Below are 22,746 nucleotides of genomic sequence, written 5' to 3' on the forward strand. Positions count from 1 at the left end.
ACTGCGGGACAGAGTAGCGGCGCGCGGGACCGCCGAACAGCAGTTCAGCGATCCCGTACGAGAGGGGTACACCGGGGCGTCACGTCCCGTCGACCGGGACGGCGTCCAGGCGCGGCCCAGGCGGCTGCCTGCCGCCGCCGCACGCACGGCCACGGGACTCACCGGCTACCGGACGCACCGGCTACGGGGCTCACCGCCCAACGGGCTCACCGGCTACCGGACACACCGGCCACCGAGCTCACCGGCTACCGGGCTCACCGCCCACCGGCTCACCGCGGGGCGATGGGCAGCCGGCGCTTGTGCTCGGTGAGGCGGTAGCGGCGCACGATCATGTCGAAGGCACGCGCGTCGACCGGCTTGCCCTCCAGGAAGTCGTCGATGTCGTCGTACGTGACGCCGAGCGCGTCCTCGTCCGCCTTGCCCGGCGCCAGGGTCTCCAGGTCGGCCGTCGGCGTCTTCCACACCAGCTCCGCCGGGGCGCCCAGCGCGTCCGCGACGGCACGCACCCGGCGCTTGGTCAGACCGGTCAGCGGCACCAGGTCGGCCGCGCCGTCACCGAACTTGGTGAAGAACCCGGACACCGCCTCCGCCGCGTGGTCCGTGCCGACGACCAGCCCGTCGTGCGCGCCGGCCACCGCGTACTGGGCGATCATGCGCTGCCGGGCCTTGATGTTGCCCAGCACGAAGTCCTGGTGGTGGGCGTCGCGGAAGGCCACACCCGCGTCCAGCGCTGCCCGCAGCGCGGCGTCGCTCGCCGGCTTGACGTCCACGGTCAGCACCTCGTCGGCCCGGATGAAGGAGAGCGCGAGCTGCGCGTCGTGCTCGTCGGCCTGGACGCCGTAGGGCAGCCGCATGGCGTAGAACCGGGCCTCGTGCCCGGCCGCGCGGGCCCGCTCGACGGCGAGCTGGCACAGCCGGCCCGCGGTCGTGGAGTCGACGCCGCCGCTGATGCCCAGCACCAGGCAGCGCAGGCCGGTGGAGGTCAGCCGCTCGGTGAGGAAGGCCACCCGGCGCTCGATCTCCCGCTCGGCGTCGAAGGTCTCCGCGACCTCCAGTTCCCGGGCGATCTCCTGCTGAAGGGCGATGGGCGCCGGCTCGCTCACGTCTGCTCCTGGTTCCGCTGTGTTCGCTCACGATGTGCTGCCCGCCCACCCTACCGAGCGCCCCCGCCGCGCCCCGGGCCAGGACCGCCCGCGCCCGCGCGACCTCGGGCGGGGACGCGTACGGCCAGCAGGGCAACGTCGTCCTCGTTGGCGGCCGGCCGCGCCAGCCGGAGCAGCGCGTCGGCGAAGGCGGCCGGCGGGCGGTGGGCGAGCGATGCGGCGATGCGGCGCAGGGCCTCCAGGCCCTCGTCGAGCGGGGTGCCCGGCGCCTCGACCAGCCCGTCGGTGTACAGCAGCAGCGTCGAGCCCGGCGGCAGGTGCGTCGACGCGTCAGGCCGGGCGGTGGGCGGCCGGTGCGCCCCCAGCCCGAGGAGGACGCCGGCGCCCTCGGTGAGGAAGCGGGCCGACCCCTCACGCGTCACCAGCAGCGGCGGCGGGTGTCCGGCGTTCGTCCAGGTCAGCACGGACGCCCCGGCACCGTCGACGCGGACCCGGCCGAAGACCAGGGTGGCCATGGAGACCTCCGCGATGTGCAGCGACGCGTCGTCCAGCCACTCGACGATCTTGCTCGGGGGTTTCTGCTGAGACCAGGCGTAGGCCCGGAGCATGTTCCGCAGCTGCGCCATGCCGGCGGCGGCCTCCAGGTCGTGGCCGACGACGTCCCCGACCGCCAGCGCCGTCGCGCCGTCGGCGAGCGGGAACGCGTCGTACCAGTCGCCGCCGACGTGCGAGGCGTCCGGGGCGGGCAGATAGCGGGCGGTCATCTCCAGACCGGGCACGGTGGGCAGCTGCGGCAGCAGATGCCGCTGCATCGTCTCCGCGACCTTCCGCTGCCGCTCGTACAGGCGGGCGTTGGCCAGGGCGAGCCCGGCCCGGCGGGTGATGTCCTCCAGCAGCGCCATGTCGGACGGGGTGAACGCCTCGGGCCGCTCCGACCGGCCCAGCGTCAGCGCCCCGAGCACCTCCCGCAGGCCGCGGATCGGCGCGATGACCGCCGAGTGCATCCCCGTCGCCTCGAACAGCCGCCGCTGCTCCACCGCGATCCCCGAATCCGGCGGGCCCTGGTACGTCTCCGGTCCGATCAGCGCGGGGGCCACGCCGCGCAGGGCCCGCGACAGCGGCATCATCGACCCGACCGGCACGGGCGGCATCGGGCCCTGGAGGGCGTCGTTGTGGACGAGGGCGTCGTTCTCGAAGTGGACGACCGCCGAGCGCCACACCTCCTCGCCCTCGGTGATCAGGTCGACGACCGCCCAGTCGGCCAGGCGGGGCACCACCAGCCGCACCAGCCGGCTCAGCGCCTCGTCCACGTCGAGCGTGGACGTGAGGGTGGTGGTCGTCTCCGCGAGCAGCGCGAGCCGTTCCAGCTCCGTCAGCGACGGCCGCGCCTCCGGCGGCTGCTCCTCGGGCGGGCAGGCCGAGTCGAGCGGATGGAAGACCACCAGCGAGGTCCCGTGCGGGGCGCCGGTCTCGCACGGGGTGACGAACCACGACACCGGCAGGAGTGTCCCGTCGCCGCGCAGCATCCACTCGTCGGAGCCCTGGGCCGTGCGCCCGGCGAGCACGGCCTCGCGCACCGGGCACTGCGTCTTCGGCAGGGTCTCGCCGTGCCGGTCGCGGTGCAGCCGGTCGTGCGCGTCCCCGCCGACCAGGCCGGCCGCCGGGCGCCCCAGCAGCTCCTCCGCCAGCGGGTTGACGGCGGTGACGCGACTGCTGTCGTCCACCAGGTACGCCCCGGCGCTCAGGGCGGCCAGCACCCCGCCGAACGCCTCCCACGCCGTGCCGCGTGGAAGCTCATCGGCCTGCCGGCCCGCGGGGTCCGTCATCCAGCCTCCCTGACAGGCCCCATTCTCCCGCCGGCGCCGCCCCCGCGCCCGTCCGGCTGCGCCACCCGGCGCCCGGAGCCGCGCCGGCCACTGCCCGGCTGCGCCACACCGGCCCCCGGTAGCGCGACGCCCGCTGTCCGGCTGTGCCGCCACGGCGCCCCGGAGACCCGCGGGCGGTGCCCGGCGGCCCGACCGGGGTGCCTGGAGGGGCGCGCCGTCATCCCCCCGCCGGGGCGCCCGCGGCCGTCGCGCCCAGGTGGCGGGCGAGTTCCGCCGGGTGGGTCAGCTGCGGGTAGTGGCCGGCCCCGGCGATCGCGGTCACCGGGTGGCCGACCGGTACGGCCAGGGGGTCGTCCGCCCCCACGACGATCCGCACCGGGACCGCGACCCGGTCCAGCAGCGCCCGCGACCGGTCACGCCCGGCGGCGTCCGCGCGCAGCGCCGCCACGGTCCTGCGGGCCACGCCCGGACGGCGCAGGTCCGCCACCGCGCTCTCCACCGCGGGCCCCTCCGGCACACCCAGCGCCCGCGCGAGCCGGGCGGCGGACACGCGGCGCAGCAGCGGCGCGGCCAGGGCCGAGCCGGCGAGGCGCGCGCCGGGCGCCTGGAGGAACGACGGGGACACGAGGACGAGCCCGCCGATCCGCTCCGGGCGCTCGGCGGCGAAGCGCACCGCCGGTCCGCACGCCGCCGAGTGCGCGACCAGGACGGGGCGGCCGCGCACCGGCGCCATCAGGTCGTCGAGCCACCGGTCCGTCGAGTCGGCCGGGGCCGCCGAGCGTCCCAGGCCCGGCAGGTCCGGCACGAGGACGGGCCCGTCGAGGCGGGCGGCGAGGGGCGCCCACACGTCGCCGTTCACCGGCAGCCCGTGCAGCAGGACATAGGCGGGCCGGTCCCGGTCCCCGGCCGTCCAGGTCCGGGTGCCGGCCACCGCGTGGAAGCCGCAGGGGGACGCCCAGGGGGACGCGGCTGCGCCGAAGCGGGCGGCCACCAGGTCGTCCGCCCAGGCGCGCAGGGCGTCGGCGGCCGGCGGCATGTCGAGCCCGGCGGCCTCGGCGAAGGCCCGGGCGGAGGCGGTCGGGTAGCGGTCGGCGGACAGGAACGACAGCGTCTCCGGGTCGACGCCCGTCAGCGCGCGCGGCAGCCGCCGCAGCAGCCCGACGGGCACGCCCCGGCGAGGAGCCCGTACGCCCGTGTGCGCGGCGAGGACGCGGACGAGCTCGGGCAGCGGGGGAGTGGCGTCGTCCAGCACCCAGTAGTGCTCGCCGGCCGGGCCCGAGGGAATCTCGGCCAGGAACCGCGCGAGGTGGCCGACCGTGACGACGGGCACGAACGTGTCGGGGCCGCCGGGCAGCGCGGGCAGCCTGCCGTTCCACAGCTCCTTCACGAGCGAGGCGAGACCGATGTACTGGCCAGGCCCGATCACGCTGCTGGGGTTGGCGATGTTCAAGGGGACCGCCAGCTCGCGGGCCCGGGCGCGTACGGCGCGATCGCCCTCCACCTTCGACGCCTCGTAGGCGCCGAGCACGGACGGGTCGGGAGGGGCGCCGTCGGTGCCGCCCACCCGGTACCCGCTGACGTGCACCAGCCGCCGCAGCGACGGCAGCGAGGCCGCCCACTCCAGCACGTGCAGCGCTCCGGTGACGTTGGTCGCCCGGGCCTCCCGCTCGGTCAGTCCGAAGGCGTAGCGGCCGGCGGTGTTGTAGACGTCCCGTGCCGGCGGCAGCCCGGCGAGCGGGCGTGTGATGTCGGCGGTGACGATCTCCAGCCGGGTGGTGTCCGTCCCGCGGGCGGCGAGCCAGGGGGTGAGGGTGTCGCGGCGTACGGCCGCCGCGACCCGCAGGCGCCGGCCGAGCAGTTCGGCGACGAGGTGGCGGCCGATGAAACCGGTCGCGCCGAAGACGATCGCGTCCATGGGGCTCCTTGTGATCCGGGGACGGGAAGGAATAGATCGGTCTGCATATTTTGGGGGCCGTAGAAGGGCCCGCCTGAGGTGGCGGGCCGTGTGTAGCGGGGTCGGCGGGGTGGGAGCGGGGCTTCGGGCCCCTGTCGGTGGCCGGGCGTGAAGGGGGCCGCGCCGCCTCAGGCCAGCAGCGCGTCGATCCTGCGGGCGACGCGGTCCAGGGGGTCCCGGCTGCGGTGCGCCCGGGCCAGCAGGAGCGCCCCCTCGACCAGGGCGAGGATCGTGACCGCCAGGTCGTCGGCGTCGGGACGGGCGGCGAGGCGGGTCCGCAGAGCGGCCTCCCAGGACTGGTAGACCTCCGAACAGGCCGCCTGGAGCGCGTCGTTGGTGGCGGCCGTCTCCAGTGCCACGGTCGCCACCGGGCAGCCCTTGCGCCAGTCCGAGGCCTCCAGCCGGTCGCCCAGCTGTCGCAGTACCGCGCCGACGAACTCGGTGTCCGACGCTCCGGATCCGGCCAGGTCCTCCAGGGCCTCACCGATCGCCCGGCCCGCCCGCCGCACCGACTCGCCGACCAACTGGTCCTTGCCGCCCGGGAAGTGGAAGTACAGCGAACCGCGGGGTGCCCCGCTGGCCGCGATCACCTGGTTGAGCCCGGCGCCGAAGTAGCCGCCGCTCTCCATCAACTCCTGTGTCGCGTCGAGGAGTCGTGCCCGCGTCTCGGCGCCCTTCTGTCCCATGACGTCAAGCTAGACCGGTCTGCATATTCTTGCAACCCCCGGCAGCTCCGGGACCCCCGGTACGCCGCCGCGGGGCCCCCGGCCGCACCGGGACCCGCGTACGCGCCGGGCCGCCCCGGCGAGGGGCGGCCCGGCGGTGCTCGCCCCGCGCGGTACGGCGTTCGTCGCCGCGTCCGTGCGGGGCGGGTCGCAGGCCCGGGAACTTGGCGGTCAGAGGCCCAGGTACTCCGCGAGGTGTTCGCCGGTGAGGGTGGACCGGCCGGCCACCAGGTCGGCGGGCGTGCCCTCGTAGACGACGCGCCCGCCGTCGTGGCCGGCGCCGGGACCCAGGTCGATGATCCAGTCCGCGTGCGCCATGACCGCCTGGTGGTGCTCGATGACGATGACGGACTTGCCCGAGTCGACCAACCGGTCGAGGAGGCCCAGCAGTTGCTCCACGTCGGCGAGATGCAGACCGGTCGTCGGCTCGTCCAGGACGTAGACGCCGCCCTTCTCGCCCATGTGCGTGGCCAGCTTCAGCCGCTGCCGCTCACCGCCGGACAGGGTGGTCAGCGGCTGCCCCAGCGTGAGGTAGCCGAGGCCGACGTCGGCCATCCGGTCCAGGATCCGGTGGGCCGCCGGGGTGCGCGCCTCGCCCGCGCCGAAGAACTCCTCGGCCTCCGTGACGGACATCGCCAGGACCTCGCTGATGTCCCGGCCGCCGAGCCGGTACTCCAGCACCGACGCCTGGAACCGCTTGCCCTCGCAGTCCTCGCAGGTGGTCGCGACCCCGGCCATCATCGCCAGGTCGGTGTAGACGACACCGGCGCCGTTGCAGGTGGGGCAGGCGCCCTCCGAGTTGGCGCTGAACAGCGCGGGCTTCACGCCGTTGGCCTTCGCGAACGCCTTGCGGATCGGCTCCAGCAGCCCCGTGTACGTCGCCGGGTTGCTGCGCCGCGAACCCTTGATCGGGCTCTGGTCGACCGACACGACCCCCGCCCCGGCCGGTACCGACCCGTGGATCAGCGAGCTCTTGCCGGAGCCCGCCACGCCGGTGACGACGGTCAGCACGCCGAGCGGGATGTCCACGTCGACGTCGCGCAGGTTGTTCGCGTTCGCGCCGCGGATCTCCAGGACGCCGGTCGGCTCGCGCACCGCCTCCTTGAGCGCGGCCCGGTCGTCGAGGTGCCGCCCGGTGGTGGTGCCGCTCGCCCGCAGCCCCTCGACGGTCCCCTCGTACACCACCTCGCCACCGCCCGTACCCGCGCCCGGGCCGAGGTCCACCACATGGTCGGCGATCGCGATCACCTCGGGCTTGTGCTCCACCACGAGCACCGTGTTGCCCTTGTCGCGCAGCCGCAGCAGCAGATCGTTCATCCGCTGGATGTCATGCGGGTGCAGGCCGACGGTCGGCTCGTCGAAGACATAGGTGACGTCGGTGAGCGACGAGCCCAGGTGCCGGATCATCTTCACCCGCTGCGCCTCGCCGCCCGACAGGGTGCCCGACGGCCGGTCGAGCGCCAGATAGCCGAGGCCGATCTCCACGAACGAGTCGAGCGTGTGCCGCAGCTTCGCCAGCAGCGGCGCCACCGACGGCTCCTCCAGGCCGCCCACCCACTGCGCCAGGTCGCTGATCTGCATGGCGCACGCGTCGGCGATGCTGATCCCCTCGATCCTGGACGACCGGGCCGCCTCGGTCAGCCGTGTGCCGTCGCACTCGGGGCAGGTGGTGAAGGTGACCGCGCGGTCCACGAACGCCCGGATGTGCGGCTGCATCGCCTCCCGGTCCTTGGACAGGAACGACTTCTGGATCTTGGGGATGAGGCCCTCGTACGTGAGGTTCACCCCCTCGACCTTGACCTTGGTGGGCTCGCGGTACAGGAAGTCGCGCATCTCCCGCTCGGAGAAGTCCCGGATCGGCTTGTCCGGGTCGAGGAAGCCGGACTCCGCGTAGAGCCGCACGGTCCAGAAGCTGTCCGACTTCCAGCCGGGGATGGTGAACGCGCCCTCGGAGATCGACTTGGAGTCGTCGTACAGCTGCGTCAGGTCGATGTCGGAGACCGAGCCCCGGCCCTCGCAGCGGACGCACATCCCGCCGGTGCGGGTGTAGGTCGCCTTCACCGCCTTCTTGGCGCCCTTCTCCACCGTGATCGCGCCGCTGGCCCGCACCGACGGGACGTTGAACGCGTACGCGGAGGGCGGTCCGATGTGCGGCGAGCCGAGCCGGCTGAACAGGATGCGCAGCATCGCGTTGGCGTCGGTGGCCGTGCCGACGGTGGAGCGCGGGTCGGCGCCCAGCCGCTGCTGGTCCACGATGATCGCCGTGGTCAGCCCGTCCAGCACGTCCACCTCGGGCCGTGCCAGCGTCGGCATGAAACCCTGTACGAACGCGCTGTACGTCTCGTTGATGAGCCGCTGCGACTCGGCCGCGATCGTGTCGAACACCAGCGAGCTCTTGCCCGAGCCCGAGACCCCGGTGAACACCGTCAGCCGGCGCTTCGGGATCTCGACGCTGACGTCCTTCAGGTTGTTCTCGCGCGCTCCCTGCACGCGGATGAGGTCGTGGCGGTCGGCGGCATACGGCGCGGACGGCTCCGCCGCGGACCTCGCGGCCCTGCTCATCGGATCTCCATCGGTCAGGCTCCGGCCGGCGGGCTCGGCGCCCCCGGCGGTCGTCGTGGCGGTCGTCGAGGTGGCGGGGGTCACGCGGTGCGGCGCTGCGCGAGGCGCACCATGTTGCCCGCCGGGTCGCGGAAGGCGCAGTCGCGGACGCCGTAGGGCTGGTCCATCGGCTCCTGCAGCACCTCCGCACCGGAGGCGCTGATCTTCTCGAACGCCGCGTCGCAGTCCTCCGTCGAGAAGATCACCCCGCGCAGCATGCCCTTGGCGAGCAGCTCGGCCATGGCCTGCCGGTCGGCGGGCGAGGCGTTCGGGTCGGCGAGCGGCGGTTCCAGCACGATCTCCACATCGGGCTGCGACGGCGAGCCCACGGTCACCCAGCGCATCCCCTCGAAACCGACGTCGTTGCGCACCTCCAGGCCCAGCGCGTCCCGGTAGAAGCCGAGCGCCTTGTCGTGGTCGTCGACGGCGATGAAGCACTGCGAGAGTCTGATGTCCATGCGGCTTACGCTACGGCGCGCCCGCGGCCTTCGCTTCTCCATTCCTGACCGGTCGCGTGAAGACCTTCGCGACGCACGCCGGGATGGCCGCCCCCGCCTCGTGGGAGCGTGCCCGGTACGCGCTCGGGCTCATGCCCACCAGCTCCGTGAACCGCGAGCTGAACGAGCCCAGCGACGTACAGCCGACCGCGAAGCAGACCTCCGTCACCGACAGGTCGCCGCGCCGCAGCAGCGCCTTGGCGCGTTCGATCCTGCGCGTCATCAGATAGCTGTACGGGGTCTCGCCGAAGGCGGCGCGGAAGCTGCGCGAGAAGTGGCCGGCCGACATGTGGGCGGCCCGCGCCAGCGCCGGGACGTCCAGCGGCTCCGCGTAGTCGCGGTCCATGAGGTCACGGGCCCGGCGGAGCCGAACCAGGTCCGAAAGCGTCATCCGTCCAGCATCCCACGCCCGTCCCGGCCCGGTGGCCGCCGGAGCGGGCCGTGCGGGCCCGCCGGTCGGGGGCCCGGGCCCCGCGGGCCTCCGGTCGTCGGCCCGGTCGGGGCGGCCCGTTCCGGCCGCTCCGGCCTCCCGTCCTCGTCGCGGGCACCGCTGCCAGGGCCGCGGCCCGGCGTGCGGACGGGGCGGCGGGCCCGATCGCACCACAACGTGGCCCGTGTGCGCCTTCCGCGCCCGCGCGGCATGGGGCAGGGTGGTGGCGGAGCCGGGGGGAACCCGCGGCGTGGCCCGGATGGAGGAACGCCGGTGAATTGCCAGCGGTGCGGCGCGCCCGCGTTGCAGCAGGGGAGCGGCTGGGTCTGCTCGCAGGGGTGCGGATGGTCGAGGGTGTCGCCTCCGCCCGCGCGGGTAGGTTGTCCCGGCGATGACCAGTAGATGGGAACCGGAGCGCGAGCCGGCCGCCGCCGAGCCGACGACCCCGGAGATCACGACGACGATGTGCTCCGCGTGCGGATCGCAGGTGTCCGGCCTCAACGGCCGCTACGCGTGCGGGGTGTGCGGATGGGTGAACAACTGGGCGGAGGGCCACACGGCCCTTCCCCCCGCGGAGGCCGATTCGGACGCACCCCGACCATGACCCGGCTCCCGGGAAAAGGGCGAGCGATACCCGGCACCGGACGGTGAGGCGCGCACACATGTCAGCCGCGTGTGGAATCAGCGGCTGATTGAATTCGCGACTGTGGAATGCGCAACCGCAATACAACGGTGGCGTTCGATCCGCAGGCGGCCCATGATGGAGAGAGAACTGTCACCCGTATGGGCCCCTCGGAGTGGCGGATGACTCGGCACCCGCCTTCGCGGCGGCAGCCGGTGCGGCGCGAGATGCCGATTCGTCTCCTCGCCCACGGGGTCACGGTCACCCTCACCGCCGACTCACCCCGCAGCCGTGATGAGGCGTCGACACTTCCATGGACACGTCGCGGAACGAGGCCACGATGTCCGCAAGGCTCTCCCTTTTCTCGAACAATCTCCCGGATTTCTTCATCATGGATCGAGGCGGTTCGGTCGACATCGCGAAAGTCGAAACCGACGCCGACCGTGCTGACGCCACCTTCGAATGGACCGCCGACCTCGCCATCGGTCAGACGGGGCAGTTGCTGCGGGCCGAGCCTCCCCTGGGCTTCTGCCTGCGCATCGCGACATTCGACGACTTCCGCATCCACAGCAAGTTCTTCACCGGAATCGACGACCCCGAGGTCGCGGCCGAGGTCCGCCACGACTCGACATTCACCTTGGTCAGCGCGGAAATCGACCCCAACCAGGTCTCCTTCCGCTCGGTGCGGTTCCCCGACCGCTTCATCCGGCACAGGGACTTCACGCTCTTCGCGGAGCGGGTGAACACCCCTCCGGAACTCCAGTCCGCGTGCTTCCGGATCGCGCCGCCGCTCGCGGACCAGTAGGCCACTGTCTCTTCGCGTCATTGGAGGGCCCCATGTCCGTTCTCGCGAAACTCCTGGAGCTGACCGCGGCCACCTGCCAGGACCCCGACGGAGAGGACGAGATCGTCTTGAGCCGCGTGGGGGGCGTGCAGTTCTTCCCCACCAGCGGCACCGTGTCCATGCGCGAGGGCACCACGGAGGAACTGGACATCTTCGTGCCGGTCTTCGGCGGCGACGTACAGCTCGCTCTGCACGAGGTGGACCGGGGCTCGGGCATGCCCGCGCGCCTCGTGGGGACGGTCTCCCTCAAGCCCGAGGAAGCCGGCCGGGGGACCATACGGAAGCGGTTCGACGGCGCGGGCGCGCTGTACGAACTGAGCTACGTGGTCAACTGAGGCCCACCTCACGGCAACCGGGCCGGCAACCGCCCCGCGCGGCCGCCGCGGAGTGGACGGAGGCCGGCCCGATGCCGTACACCGCTGCGCCGGAGCGCTCGTGCGGCGGTCGCCGGCCGCCGCACGAGCCGTGACCACGCACCCGGGACTTCCGGGACGGCCGTCAGACCCCGTCGGCGAAGCGGACTCTCACAGCGAGGAGGCCACCGGACGCGTCCCGGTCGGCGAACACGGGGAAGAAGCCGTCGCCCCAGCTCGTCATCGCGCACAGCACGCGCGCACCAGCGAGGTCCAGGGCTCCGGCCTCCACCGGCGACGCACGTACCTCGCGCATGATCTGCCAGTGATGGGAGTGCGGCCGGAAGTCCACCGCCATGCGGCGTCCGGTCTCGTCCTTCCACCTCAAGAGAGCCCGTGCCCGATCCCATGCCTCCGGGAGCGGCAGGCCGGTCCACCCGCGCACTCCGTCCTCGCCCGCCTCGCCGAGTCCGGGCGCGGCGAACACCGCCGCCGCCTCTTCCGCCGCAGCGCCCCAGAACGCCACGTCGGCCAGACCGTCCACCGGCTCGTCGTGCTGCCAGACGCTCAGCGCTTCGACGTCACCGAACAGCACACGAGCCCAGTCCACGCCGATGTCACCGAGAAAGACCGATGACGCCACCCGTCCCTCACCCATGCGGATCGAGATCTCGGACCAGCGTTCCCCGGCACCCTCGCCGTGGCCGACCCGAGCGGCCAGAACGGGCAGCTGCCGGTCGCGGGGTACGCCGCCCACCGCGACGACGGGCACCCCGAACATCAGAAAGCCGCCCCCGCCCTCTTCGGCGGTCCGGCGCGCCCTGTGGGCGTGTGCCTCCCGGACGGGCAGCGCCTCCAGCCGGGCGTCCAGACCGGCTGACCGGCAGTGCCCCTCGAAAGCCGCCTCCAGGCCGGCGGCCTGCGAAGCCGGGATGTCGTGGAGCCTGGATCCCGGCTGCCGGTCGAAGCTCCGCGCGGCTTCGGAGGCGTCCGGCCCGGTGACGACGAAGTCGACGGCGCCCGCGACATCGGCGGCCACGGCGGCGTCGTCGATCCCCAGGTGAGCCGGATCGATGTCCGCCGGCGACCGGTCCCCGCTCCACAGCCCCAGGTGGCCACCGTCCATGAGCACCAGGGTCCCGGACGGGCAGCTGACGGTCCCCAGCTCGAACATCTCTTCCATGGCGCGCGAGTCTACGGTCGCGCTGCCGGCCGCCCGCCGGCGGACGGCTGACCGCGAGGGCGTGTACGTCTTTCGCGTACCTGTACGGGAGAGCGGACACGGGCCCGCCCTCCACGCGCCCGGCAGCGCAGGGCCAGAAGGCGGCTGCCGGTACCGACCGGTTCGCACCACGGCCGCGGCGATACGCGACCGGTCTCCCGGTCACTCCTTCCGGCCGGCTTTGCGCGACGGGCTCCGCCCGCACCATCGCCCCTCGTAGAGTCGGGCCGGTCGACGGGTGGGAACGGAGCGAACGAGATGCCGTGTGATCTGACCGAACTGGCGCGTGTCGGCCGTGTGCTGGATATGGCACACACCCTGCTGGAGGGCGAACGGAAACGGCTGGAGCGGCAGTACGGGCCGCGCCCGTACGGAGACGTCGGCGCCGGCAGCCCCATGCAGACGCTGCAGGGCGTCACCTACCTGTCGAACGCGATGGCCGAGGCGCTCAAGTGGGTCGCCCTGGCCGCCGGCCACTCCGTCCTGGGCCTGGACCACCGGGCGGACCACGCGCTCCGCATGGCGGAGATGAGCCCCGTGGGCTTCCCCTCCGGCGCGGACCGCATGGCGCGCCCGCTCGGCGAGGCGACCGTACGGGCGATGGAACTGGTGCGGGATCTGGGCTTCTTCCCGGGCGAGTTCGCGATCGCGGTGGACGTCGCTCTCGCGGCGCCGCAGGCGACGTACCCGCCGGCCGACTGGAGCGACTTCGGACGGCGAGGAGCCGGGTTCGAAGGAGACTGAGGCCACGCCGCGGACCGCACACCCAGCGGCCACGCCCCGCACCCAGACGCCCGACGAGCCGGTGCCGCGTACGTCGAATGCCGGGAGCGGGCCGTCCCCTATCATCCCGCCCATGGGCAACTTCTCCTGAGTGGGCCGTGGCAGTCCCACCGGCATCCGCCCGGCAGGCGCCGGGCTCCGTCAGCGTGCCCGCACGCTCACCTCAGGAGACACGACCACACCATGTCCGTTCACTCCGCCCGCTCCGCCCTGGACGACCGCATCGCACGTCTGCGGCAGCTCGCCCATGCCGACCTGCGGCTGGAGGGCGTCCTGCTCTACGGATCGTGGACCGCAGGCGAGGCCGACGCCCATTCCGACATCGAGGCCTACCTCTACGTCCGGGACGACCACCTCGCCGACTTCGACGGCCCCGGCTTCCTGGCGCGGCTCGCACCGCTCCGGCTCGCCTACACCAACATGTACGGCGTTCTCGCCGTCGTATTCGACGACTTGATGCGAGGCGAGTTCCACCTCACCGCGGCCGGTCCCGGCATCGACGAGATTCCCGCCTGGCGGGGCATGGTGCACCTGCCCCGCCCCGACGACGCCGTCCTGCTCGACCGCACCGGCCGGCTCACCCGGGCCGCCCGGCGACTGGCCGCCTTCCAGCCGCCCGAGCCGGTGACCACCGCCCAGCAGCTCACCAACGAGCTGACCAACTGGACGCTCATGCTCGCCCACGTCCTGGCCCGCGGCGAGATCGCCCGCGCCCACGCCCTGCTCCACACCGTCATCGGACCCCTGCAACTCCAACTCTGCCGCCTGCTGCGCGACAGCACGGCCCACTGGCTCACCCCCAGCCGCGCGCTCGAACAGGACCTGCCCGAGAGCGACCGCCACCGCTACGTCTCCACCACGGCCGCCGCCCGCGAACAGGACGTGCGCACGGCGGCACGCAACAGCTGGCGCTGGAGCCGCGACCTGGCCGCCGAGGCCGCCGAACGCTGGACCGTCCACGTGCCGCACGAGCTGCACGAACAGATCGGCAGCCACCTGAACGACCCTCGTTGACCACCCCGGGGCCACCGGACTCGTACGGTGGCCCCGGCCGGCGGCCCCGACGGCGGATAACGCCGACCGGGACTTTCCTCTGGAAAAGACGCCGCCGCTCATCTCGCCCTGCTGGAAATCGAACGCCTCCATTAACCCCGCCCTTGCCGGATGTCCGGGAATCGGAACGCATTTCGGCCTTTCGCCTGTTCCGGGGAAAGCCGATGCCCAGGGAATGGCCACTCGCCGGGCGACCCGGCCGGTAAGCAAGCCCCACCGCAGGGCAGAGCCGACCGCTGGCAAGCCGTCCGCAGTGCGACCCCAGCCGTGAGCGATCCGCTCGCAGGACACCCCCACCCGAAAGCACATCCCGCCCGTGGGGCAGGCCGGCCGTCGGGCTTACGCGCCGGAGGGCTGGAGGCGGGGGCGGGGCGGGGGGTCGGTGGTGAGCGGCACCAGTTCCCTCAGGGACGCGGACGGCTCCAGGCCCAGTTCCTCGTGGAGGACCCGGCGGCACTGCTCGTACTGGCGCAGCGCCGCGCCGCGGTTCCCGGCGGCCAGGTGGGCCTTCACCAGCACGCGGTGGGCGCTCTCCCGCAGCGGCTCGGTGCAGACGGCGGCGAGGCCCGCTGCGACGGCCTCGCCGAAGCGCTTGGCCGACGTGAGGCGCTCGGTCATCGCCTCCAGGGCGTAGAGCCGGAGCTGGTGGTATTGCTCCTGCTCGATGCGCATCCAGTCGTTTTCCGGCCACTCGGGCAGGAGGTCCGCCGAGAGGATCTCCAGGGTCCGCATGGTGAGGATGTCCTCGCAGGGGCGGGTGCTGTCCAGCAGCCGGCGGGCCCGCGCGACCGCCTCGTGGAGGTCCACCGCGATGTGCGGGGAGAGGGCCAGTTCGCGCGCGGACACGTCGATGACCGGGTGGCCCATGCGCGCCGCCCTCCAGAGGGACGACCGCAGGTTGGCGTTGGCGCGGGACGCGGTGACGTCGGGCCAGAGGCTCCCGGCCACGTACGTGCGGGAGCGCGGCATGTCCTGCAGGGCCAGAAAGGCGAGCAGCCGTTGAATGCTGGAGCACACGGGAATGCTGGTGCGTCCCACCGCGAGTGCGAATCCCTTGAGCAACCTCAAAGTAATAAGATCTGCTTGTCCGCTCATCGACGCCCCCGATCGATGTTGACTGGGTGATCTCCGGTCCCGCGCGCCCTCTTTTCGAAGCCATGCTACGGGCACGTCTCTCACCCCACACCCGATCAATAGCGGGACGGGCGTCAAAAAGGAATCATCGGAGCGTCGCGGAAACGTCACCCGTCCCCTTCCAGCACCTCATCCAGCCACACCCGCACCACCGAAAGCACCGCCTCCGTCTCGCTCGCCGCCGCGGCGGCCTCCCGCTTCCCGTCGACGGTCCGGATGATCCGCGCGCGGAAACGGTCCGCCTCGCCGTCTTCCAGCCACACCCTGAGCACGAGGACGCCGTACCGCGTCGAAGGGGTCTCCATGAGAGAGCGAGTGTCACCCACAGGTGTCACGGAGGCGTCGTCGCGCCGTGCCCGCCGACGTCGTGGGGCCGCGGCGGGCCGCCCGAAGACGCGCGCCGCCGGCCCCTCCGCACCGCCTCCGGGGCCCTCCACCGGCCGGATCCAGCCCGTTGGCCGGGCCCTCCGGCGTCCCCGTGCCGTCCCCGCCGCGAAGACGCGGTCGCGACGAGCGCGGTGACGGCGCGGGTGACGCCCGCGCGACGGGACCGTCGCGGACCGCTCACACGGGGCCCGCCATGCTCTCGCCGTACGCGGTCCGCACGCGTAGGGGAGGGGCTTCGCATGGGTGACTTCGGGGTGATCGCCGATGTCTCGTCGGTCATCGTGAACACGCTGACGCGCTCCCTGCGCGGGCTCAGCCAGGTCGAACCGCCGATCGCGGAGCTGAACGACCTCTCCGAGACCGTGCAGACACCACCGCCCAAACTCACCGTGTTCCTCTACGAGATCGCCGAGGACCCCACCTCGCGCAACCGGCCCCCGGTGCGGTCCGGGCCGCCCGGCCCGCCCACCACCCGCAAACCGCCCATGGCGCTGCTCCTGCGGTACCTGATCACCCCCTGGGGCGGCGACCAGGCCACCCAGCACCGCATGCTGGGGCGCGCCCTGCAGACCTTCTACGACGACGCCATCCTCGACGGGGCGCAGCTCTCCGGGAGCCTCGCCGGCAGCACCGACGCCCTGCACCTCACCCTGACGCCGCTGACCCTGGACCAGAAGTCGTGGGTCTGGTACGCGATCCAGAAGCCGTACCGGCTGTCGCTCAACTACGAGGTGCGCGTCGTCGACCTGGACTCCGCCGTGGAGACGGCGGTCCGCCCGGTGCGCAGCCGGACCATCGAGGGGACGGCGACGCCATGAGCGCCTTCCTGCCCCTGGCCCGGTCGACGCTCCGCAGCCCCGTCTGGCTGGTGCCGTACGACGAGCACACGCGGCGCGTGCGCACCACCGGCGTGGAGGTCCGCCTCGAACGGTTCGACGACGCGGACGGCGTCTGGCTGCCGCTGGACGACGCGGCGGTACGCACCCCCAGCGGGGCGCTCGCCTTCCCCGGGCTCGGCAGGCGCGCCCGGCCCCGGGACGCCCCGCCGGAGCTCCACCGCGTACGGTTCGCCGCCGCCGGCCGGCTGCCCCTGTACCCGGCGGACGGCGAGCCGTTCCGGGCCGACCTCGCCGGCGTCGAGTTCCTCGTCCACCCCCACGACGACACCCACCCGCCGGCCCTCCCCGCCGAGCCCCGGCTGGTGCGGCTGCTGCCGGCGCCCTCGTACCCGTACCCGCCGCGCGTCCGCACCGTCCACGGCGTGGTGGTCGACGCCGACGGCGGGGCGCCCGTCGCGAACGCCCTGGTGGAGGCCGAGGGGCGGACCAGCCGGGATCTGGCGCCGTGGCACGAGCGCACCCTCTGCGACGCCGGCGGGGCCTTCCGGCTGGCCCTGCGCTGGGAGGGCGAGAAGGCCGACGAGAACGCCACCGAGGAGACCTTCCGCCTCCGCGCCACCGAGCGGCCGGGACGGACCGGGGCGCTCGTCGTGCGCCTGCCCCGCGACGCGGCACGCCGTCACGTCATCGAGATCCGCGAGAGTTGAGGAGCCCACCCATGGCCGAGTACCTGAGTCCCGGCGTCTATGTGGAGGAGATCGACGCGGGGCCGCGGCCGATCGCGGGAGTGAGCACCAGTACCGCCGGCATGGTCGGGGTCACCGCTCGCGGCCCGTACACCGGCAAGCCGAAACTCGTCACCAACTTCCTGGAGTTCCAGAACCTCTTCGGCGGCTTCCTGCCCGAGCCGGAGGCGTCCGTACGCGACGCCTGGGCGGGCGACCACGCGGAAGGCGGCCGCTGGTGGCTGTTCCCCCTGGCCGTCAAGGGATTCTTCGACAACGGCGGACGGCGCCTGTACGTCAAGCGCGTGGCGAGCGGCGGAGCCAGGGCGGCCTCCGGCGTCCTCGGCCAGGGCCTGGTCAGCCACGTCGCCGCCGACGCCGCGCGCGGCGAGACCCGGCTGCGGCTCGGCCATCTGATCGGCTTCACCGGCGTCGGGCAGCAGCTCCAGGTGTTCCGCGGCGACGACCGGAGCGCCGTCCACACGGCGACGGTCTCCGCGTACGAGACGGCCACCCGCAGCGTCACCCTCGACCAGCCGCTGCCCGCCGAGGTGCGCGCCTCGCGCGGCGACTACGTCCAGGTGGGGGAGCGCGGCACCGGAGCGACGCTGCGGTTCTCCGCCGTGAGCCCCGGCTCCTGGGGCGGCGGCGTCCAGGTGCGGGTCCAGCCCGTGGTGGGCGCCGTCCTGCCGGTCCTGCCCGAACCGGCGGAAGGCGGGCTGTTCGTCACCCGCCTCGTCGCCGACGCGCCCGAGGACAGCACCACCGTCGAGGTGGCCGCCGTCACCGGACTCGACCCCGCTGAACTCCCGGACGACGTGTGGGCGCAGATCGGCGCCGCCCGCTTCCCCGTCCAGGTCGGGCCCGTCGCCGACGGCAGGGTCACCCTCACCCTCCCGGCGGGCACCGCCCACCCCGCGTGGGAGAGCGGCCTGACGGTGCGCCGGGTCCGCAGGGGCACCACCGCGCCCGGCCGGACCCTGCGCGTCGGCGGCGCCGGCAGGCTGTACGCGGGCGCCGTCGTCCAGGTCGACGACGGCACCGCACTGACCTGCCTCACCGTCGAGACGGCCGGCGGCGACACCGTCACCTTCGACCGCGACGTACCGGGGACGCTCTTCGAGACCGACCGGGTCCACCTGGTCGAGGCCGAGGTCGCCACCCGCTTCACCGACCCCGGCGGAGCCACCGTCACCGAGAACTTCCCCGGGCTGCGGCTCACCGGCGACGGCCCGGCGGACCTCGTGACCGCGCTGGCCGCCCGCTCGCAGCTGGTGCGCGCCACCGCCCTGCCCGACCTGTCCACCGACCCCGCGCGCTTCCCGGTGCCCGCCGTCGGCTCCTGGCTGACCCTCTCCGACGGCGACGACGCCTACGAGTCGCTGACCGTGGCCGACTTCACCGGCACCGACGGCGGCAGCGGGCGGCGCACCGGCATCGTCGCCCTGGAGGACATCGACGAGGTGGCCGTCTGCGCGGTGCCCGGCATGTGGTCCGGCACCGTCGAGTCCGCCCTCGTCACCCACTGCGAGCTGCTGAAGGACCGGTTCGCGATCCTCGACCCGCGCGACGGCCTCGACATGGAGGGCATCCAGGCGTTCCGCGAGCCGTTCGACACCAAGTACGCCGCCCTCTACCACCCCTGGCTCGTCACCCGCGACCCCGCGACCCAGCGCGACGTCGAGGTGCCGCCGTCGGGCCACATCGCCGGCATCTACGCGCGCGTCGACGTGGAGCGCGGCGTCCACAAGGCGCCCGCCAACGTCGTCGTACGGGGGATCCGGCAGACCGACGGGTTCGCCCAGGACATCACCCGCCGCCACCAGGACCTGCTCAACCCCAAGGGCATCAACGCGCTGCGGTACTTCCCCGGGCTCGGCCACCGCGTGTGGGGCGCGCGGACCCTGTCCTCCGACAGCTCCTGGAAGTACGTCAACGTCCGGCGGCTCTTCCTCTACCTGGAGGAGTCCATCGACGAGGGCACCCAGTGGGTCGTCTTCGAACCCAACGACGAGTCGCTGTGGGCGCTGGTCCGCCAGACCGTCGGCAACTTCCTCACCACCGTGTGGCGCGGCGGCGCCCTCGCCGGGACCACCGCCGACGAGGCGTTCTTCGTCGCCTGCGACCGCACCACCATGACCGAGGACGACCTGGCGAACGGCCGCCTCATCTGCGTCGTCGGCGTCGCGCCGGTCCACCCCGCCGAGTTCGTGATCTTCCGGATCCAGCAGAGGACCCGCGAGACCCCGACCACCTGAGCACCCGACCGAGGAACGAGGAGGGGGCCGCCATGCCGCCCGTGACCAGGGACGACCCGTACGCGTCCTACAACTTCCAGCTCATCGTCACCAACGTCAGCGACGACGGCGTCGCGGTCAGCGGCTCCTTCACCGAGGTCAGCGGACTGGAGCTGGAGATCCCGCCCATCGAGTACCGCAACGGCAGCGAGGACATCACCGTCCGCAAGATCCCCGGGCTGAAGAAGTTCACCAACATCACCCTCAAGCGCGGCGTCACCGGCCACGTCGGCTTCTGGAACTGGATCGTCGAAGCGCTCAACGGCAAGGTGCGCCGCACCTCCGGCTCGATCGTGCTGCTCGACGAGAACCGGCAGGAGGCCATGCGCTGGAACTTCGACCGCGCCTGGCCCACCAAGTACACCGGCCCGACGCTGAGCGCCACCAAGAACGAGATCGCCATGGAGACGCTCGTCCTCGCGGTCGAGAAGCTGGAGATCGACGTCTGACATGGCCGGTGAAGCCCTTCCCGGAGTGTCCCTGACGTCCGCGCCGCGCGGCGACGGGGCGGAGCCGCTGCGCACCGACGTGGCGGTGTTCCTCGGCCGGCTCCGCCGGGGCCCGGTCGGCGCCCCGGTACGGGTGGAGAACTGGAACGACGTCGTGGCCGCCTTCGGCCCGCCCCAGGGCGCGGCCCCCGGACAGGGCGGCGGCCACGCCACCCCGTACGCCCTGCGCGGGTTCTTCGAGAACGGCGGCCGCACCGCCTGGGTGGTGCGGGTCTGCGGACCGGCCGCGACGGCCCGCGCGGCCTGGACGGCCGGCCCGCTGAGCGGACTGCCCGCCGAACGCTGCCACGTGGTCGCCACCAGCCCCGGCACCTGGGCCAACGGCGGCCGGGTCGCCATCCGCTACCAGGCCAGCACGGTCGCCGGGCCGCCCACCGTGAGCGTCCGCGTCACCGTGCCCGGCGAACCGCCCGAGATCTTCCCCGGCCTGCCGCTGCCCGGACTCGCCGACCGGATGGCCGCGTCCCGGTACATCCGCCTCGTCCCGGACGGCCCGCCGCCACCGCCCGGCCTGCCCGGCCCCATCTCGCGCTCCTGGGACATGACCCTCGGCGGAGGCACCGACCTGCCCCCCGCACGCGACGCCTACGAGGACGCCGTCGCCCTCCAGGCCGAGCTGCCCGAACCGGCGCTCGTCGCGCTCCCCGACCTCGGCACCGACCTGGCCGCAGACGCCCACACGGAGGTGGTGCTCACGCTGCTGCGCACCATCGCCCCGCTCCACGACCGGCTCGCCGTCCTCGACGTGCCGCCCGCGCTGGCCTCCGTCGACGAGGCCGTCGCCTGGGCCGGGACGCTCACCGCGGGCGGCGACGCCGCGCTCCTCGGCTGCGCCGCCGTCTACCACCCGGGCCTGCGCGTCCCCGACCGGCACGGGACGCGCGCCGTCCCCGCGTCCGGGCACGTCCTCGGCGTCATCGCCCGGCTGGACGCGGAGCGCGGCGCCCACCACACGCCCGCCAACGCCGTGATCCTGGAGGCCGTCGACCTGGCGGCCGAACTGCCCGAGCCGCAGCAGGCGCGGCTCTTCGACGCCGGTGTCGACCTGGTGCGCTGCACCCGCGGCCGGGGGCTCGTCGTCTGGGGCGGCCGCACCCTGTCCGCCGACCCGCGCCACCGGCACATCGCCCACCGGCGCCTGACGCACCTGCTGGTGCGCGCCATCCGCAGGGCGGCCGGGCCGCTCGTGTTCGAGGTCAACTCGCCGGAGCTGCGCCTGACCCTCGTCCGGGCGATCACCTCGGTGCTGCTGTCCGCGTTCCGCTCCGGGGCCCTCGCCGGGGCGCGCCCCGAGCAGGCGTTCCGCGTCGCGTGCGACGACACCCACAACCCGCCCGGTCAGGACCCGGGGCGGCTCGTCTGCGAGGTCGAGGTCGCCCCCGCCGTGCCCATGGAGTTCATCCGGCTGCGCCTCGTCCTCGGCCAGGACCGGGGCCTGGAGGTGATCGAGGCGTGAACGAGGACCCGCTGCCGAAGTACCGCTTCCTGGTGACCCTCGATCCCGGCGACGCGTATCTGCCGTCCGCGCAGGCCCTGCTGCTGCCGCTGGTCGCCGCCGGAGCGTTCCAGGAGGTCACCGGGCTCGGCGCGCAGCTGGAGGTGACGGCCTACCCGGAGGGCGGCCGCAACGACTCGGTGCACCAGCTCCCCGTACGCCACACGTGGAACCGGATCACCCTCAAGCGCGGCGTCGTACGCGACCCGGGCCTGTGGGCCTGGTACCGCGCAGGGCTCGCCGACTCGCTGGGCGCCCGCCGCGACGGCGCGGTGATCGTCCTCGGCCCGGACGGGGTGCCCGGCGCCGCCTGGGCCTTCCACGGCGGGCTGGCCGCCAAGTGGACCGGCCCCGACCTGCACGCCGAGCAGAACGCGATCGCCGTCGAGTCCCTGGAGATCGCCCACGAGGGGCTGACCAGGGTCGCGCAGGACACCGCGGCGGACTTCCCGCCGCGACCGGACCGAGGGAGGTGACCGGCGTGCCGAAGGTGACCATTCACCATCTCGAAGTGCGCTTCCAGGTGGACGGCGACGACGGTGCCGTGTTCACCCGCCTGTTCAACCAGCACATCCGCGCCTGGGCGAAGCTGTACGAGGACGCCTGCGACCGGGCCCGGCGCACCGACGCCGAACGCCGCTTCGGCGACGGGGAGGGCTGACCCAGTGAACGTGACGCCCGTGTCCCTCGCCCGCCAGGGCTCCGCCCGCGCCCGCCTGGAGATCGTCCGGCCGGTCATCGCCGACGAGCGGAGGCGGCGCATCCCCCTCCGCTTCAACCCCACCGACTACAAGCTGAGCAAGAGCAACACCTTCGCCGAGGTCACCATCCCCGGCCTGGAGACCCCGCCCCTGCAGTACGTGCGCGGCGGCACCGAGACGCTCACCGTCCAGGCGCTCGTCGACACCTCCGACACGCTGGAGAACGTGCGGGCCGCGTACGTCGACGCCGTACGGAACCTGCTGCGCCCCGACAGCCGCGAACACGCCCCGCCCGTCGTGCGGTTCGTGTGGGACGAGGAGGTCTTCACCGGCGTCGTGGAGAAACTCGACGTCGCCTACCAGCTGTTCCGGCCCGACGGCGTACCCCTGCGGGCGATGCTCGACCTCACCCTCAAGGAGTTCCGCCCCGCCGCCGCGCAGGTCGCCGAACGCCCGCGCTCCTCGCCCACCGTGGAGAAGAGCTACGTGGTGCGCCGCGGCGACACCCTCAGCTCCATCGCCGGCACCCTCTACCGGCGGCCCGACGCCTGGCGGGAACTGGCCCGCGCGAACGGCATCACCGACCCCAGGGACCTGCGGCCGGGCCGGGTGCTCACCGTGCCCCGGCTGCCGTGAGGAGCGCGCG

Annotated in this window: 23 protein-coding genes; 13 read left to right on the forward strand and 10 right to left on the reverse strand. The window is 73.6% G+C overall.

Annotation, left to right across the window (positions count from 1 at the left end; translation table 11 throughout):
- Positions 1-269: 269 nt before the first annotated feature.
- From nadE to ACSUPT_RS27835, 7 genes are all read right to left on the reverse strand, one after another.
- Positions 270-1,103 carry an ammonia-dependent NAD(+) synthetase gene (gene nadE, locus ACSUPT_RS27805; RefSeq protein WP_361664940.1) on the reverse strand — a complete coding sequence of 278 codons (834 nt, stop codon included), beginning with the start codon at positions 1,101-1,103 and terminating at the stop codon, positions 270-272.
- Between the two features lie 50 nt (positions 1,104-1,153).
- Positions 1,154-2,929 (reverse strand): SpoIIE family protein phosphatase, encoded by a 1,776-nt coding sequence (locus ACSUPT_RS27810; RefSeq protein WP_399218323.1) that lies wholly within the window; start codon positions 2,927-2,929, stop codon positions 1,154-1,156.
- A 217-nt stretch (positions 2,930-3,146) separates the two neighbouring features.
- Complete coding sequence (locus ACSUPT_RS27815) at positions 3,147-4,844, reverse strand: alpha/beta fold hydrolase (protein WP_436946015.1); 1,698 nt, start codon at positions 4,842-4,844, stop codon at positions 3,147-3,149.
- Between the two features lie 167 nt (positions 4,845-5,011).
- On the reverse strand, positions 5,012-5,569 hold the full coding sequence (locus ACSUPT_RS27820) for a TetR/AcrR family transcriptional regulator (RefSeq protein WP_399218325.1): 558 nt from the start codon (positions 5,567-5,569) through the stop codon (positions 5,012-5,014).
- A gap of 210 nt (positions 5,570-5,779) precedes the next feature.
- Positions 5,780-8,170: an excinuclease ABC subunit UvrA gene (locus ACSUPT_RS27825; RefSeq protein ID WP_351964229.1), complete on the reverse strand. Its 2,391-nt coding sequence runs from the start codon at positions 8,168-8,170 to the stop codon at positions 5,780-5,782.
- A gap of 80 nt (positions 8,171-8,250) precedes the next feature.
- Positions 8,251-8,667, reverse strand: coding sequence for a VOC family protein (locus tag ACSUPT_RS27830; RefSeq protein ID WP_351964230.1), 417 nt, complete (start codon positions 8,665-8,667; stop codon positions 8,251-8,253).
- Positions 8,668-8,677: 10 nt separating this feature from the next.
- Positions 8,678-9,097 (reverse strand): helix-turn-helix transcriptional regulator, encoded by a 420-nt coding sequence (locus tag ACSUPT_RS27835; RefSeq protein ID WP_351964231.1) that lies wholly within the window; start codon positions 9,095-9,097, stop codon positions 8,678-8,680.
- A gap of 430 nt (positions 9,098-9,527) precedes the next feature.
- On the opposite strand from ACSUPT_RS27835, the gene ACSUPT_RS27840 reads away from it, so the two are divergent.
- The 3 genes from ACSUPT_RS27840 to ACSUPT_RS27850 all read left to right on the forward strand — a co-directional run bounded on the left by ACSUPT_RS27840 (position 9,528) and on the right by ACSUPT_RS27850 (position 10,937).
- Complete coding sequence (locus ACSUPT_RS27840) at positions 9,528-9,740, forward strand: hypothetical protein (RefSeq protein WP_351964232.1); 213 nt, start codon at positions 9,528-9,530, stop codon at positions 9,738-9,740.
- 358 nt (positions 9,741-10,098) lie between these two features.
- Positions 10,099-10,563 carry an AbfB domain-containing protein gene (locus ACSUPT_RS27845; protein ID WP_351964233.1) on the forward strand — a complete coding sequence of 155 codons (465 nt, stop codon included), beginning with the start codon at positions 10,099-10,101 and terminating at the stop codon, positions 10,561-10,563.
- A 32-nt stretch (positions 10,564-10,595) separates the two neighbouring features.
- A complete protein-coding gene (locus ACSUPT_RS27850) occupies positions 10,596-10,937 on the forward strand; it encodes a hypothetical protein (RefSeq protein WP_365726297.1) in 342 nt (113 codons plus the stop codon).
- 163 nt (positions 10,938-11,100) lie between these two features.
- On the opposite strand, the gene ACSUPT_RS27855 is transcribed toward ACSUPT_RS27850, so the two are convergent.
- A complete protein-coding gene (locus tag ACSUPT_RS27855) occupies positions 11,101-12,138 on the reverse strand; it encodes a hypothetical protein (protein WP_436946016.1) in 1,038 nt (345 codons plus the stop codon).
- Between the two features lie 345 nt (positions 12,139-12,483).
- Here ACSUPT_RS27855 and ACSUPT_RS27860 point away from each other — a divergent pair, with 345 nt between their 5' ends.
- Both ACSUPT_RS27860 and ACSUPT_RS27865 read left to right on the forward strand, forming a co-directional pair.
- Entirely contained in the window at positions 12,484-12,921 is a 438-nt protein-coding gene (locus ACSUPT_RS27860; protein ID WP_436946017.1) for a hypothetical protein, read from the forward strand.
- A gap of 222 nt (positions 12,922-13,143) precedes the next feature.
- Entirely contained in the window at positions 13,144-13,974 is an 831-nt protein-coding gene (locus tag ACSUPT_RS27865) for a nucleotidyltransferase domain-containing protein (RefSeq protein WP_436946018.1), read from the forward strand.
- A 378-nt stretch (positions 13,975-14,352) separates the two neighbouring features.
- Here ACSUPT_RS27865 and ACSUPT_RS27870 read toward each other — a convergent pair whose 3' ends face one another.
- Complete coding sequence (locus ACSUPT_RS27870; RefSeq protein WP_436946019.1) at positions 14,353-15,051, reverse strand: AfsR/SARP family transcriptional regulator; 699 nt, start codon at positions 15,049-15,051, stop codon at positions 14,353-14,355.
- Positions 15,052-15,254: 203 nt separating this feature from the next.
- Positions 15,255-15,452 carry a hypothetical protein gene (locus ACSUPT_RS27875; protein WP_351964237.1) on the reverse strand — a complete coding sequence of 66 codons (198 nt, stop codon included), beginning with the start codon at positions 15,450-15,452 and terminating at the stop codon, positions 15,255-15,257.
- Between the two features lie 321 nt (positions 15,453-15,773).
- Here ACSUPT_RS27875 and ACSUPT_RS27880 point away from each other — a divergent pair, with 321 nt between their 5' ends.
- Genes ACSUPT_RS27880 through ACSUPT_RS27915 form a run of 8 tightly spaced genes read left to right on the forward strand, consistent with a single transcriptional unit; the run spans position 15,774 to position 22,736 of the window.
- Complete coding sequence (locus ACSUPT_RS27880; protein WP_351964238.1) at positions 15,774-16,352, forward strand: DUF4255 domain-containing protein; 579 nt, start codon at positions 15,774-15,776, stop codon at positions 16,350-16,352.
- Positions 16,349-17,080, forward strand: coding sequence for a carboxypeptidase regulatory-like domain-containing protein (locus ACSUPT_RS27885; protein WP_436946020.1), 732 nt, complete (start codon positions 16,349-16,351; stop codon positions 17,078-17,080). Before ACSUPT_RS27880 ends, ACSUPT_RS27885 begins: the two co-directional genes overlap by 4 nt.
- Positions 17,081-17,091: 11 nt before the next feature.
- Positions 17,092-19,356 (forward strand): phage tail sheath family protein, encoded by a 2,265-nt coding sequence (locus ACSUPT_RS27890; RefSeq protein ID WP_399218335.1) that lies wholly within the window; start codon positions 17,092-17,094, stop codon positions 19,354-19,356.
- A gap of 32 nt (positions 19,357-19,388) precedes the next feature.
- Positions 19,389-19,844 (forward strand): phage tail protein, encoded by a 456-nt coding sequence (locus tag ACSUPT_RS27895; RefSeq protein ID WP_351964241.1) that lies wholly within the window; start codon positions 19,389-19,391, stop codon positions 19,842-19,844.
- A 1-nt stretch (position 19,845) separates the two neighbouring features.
- Complete coding sequence (locus tag ACSUPT_RS27900; protein ID WP_436946021.1) at positions 19,846-21,360, forward strand: phage tail sheath family protein; 1,515 nt, start codon at positions 19,846-19,848, stop codon at positions 21,358-21,360.
- Positions 21,357-21,875, forward strand: a complete 519-nt coding sequence (locus ACSUPT_RS27905; protein ID WP_351964243.1) for a phage tail protein — start codon at positions 21,357-21,359, stop codon at positions 21,873-21,875. The genes ACSUPT_RS27900 and ACSUPT_RS27905 overlap by 4 nt, the downstream gene beginning before the upstream one ends.
- Positions 21,876-21,880: 5 nt before the next feature.
- Entirely contained in the window at positions 21,881-22,060 is a 180-nt protein-coding gene (locus ACSUPT_RS27910) for a putative phage tail protein (protein ID WP_351964244.1), read from the forward strand.
- 4 nt (positions 22,061-22,064) lie between these two features.
- Positions 22,065-22,736, forward strand: coding sequence for a CIS tube protein (locus ACSUPT_RS27915; protein ID WP_351964245.1), 672 nt, complete (start codon positions 22,065-22,067; stop codon positions 22,734-22,736).
- Positions 22,737-22,746 lie beyond the last annotated feature (10 nt).

Source organism: Streptomyces sp. SudanB25_2051, from assembly GCF_964272635.1.
Taxonomy (GTDB): Bacteria; Actinomycetota; Actinomycetes; order Streptomycetales; family Streptomycetaceae; genus Streptomyces.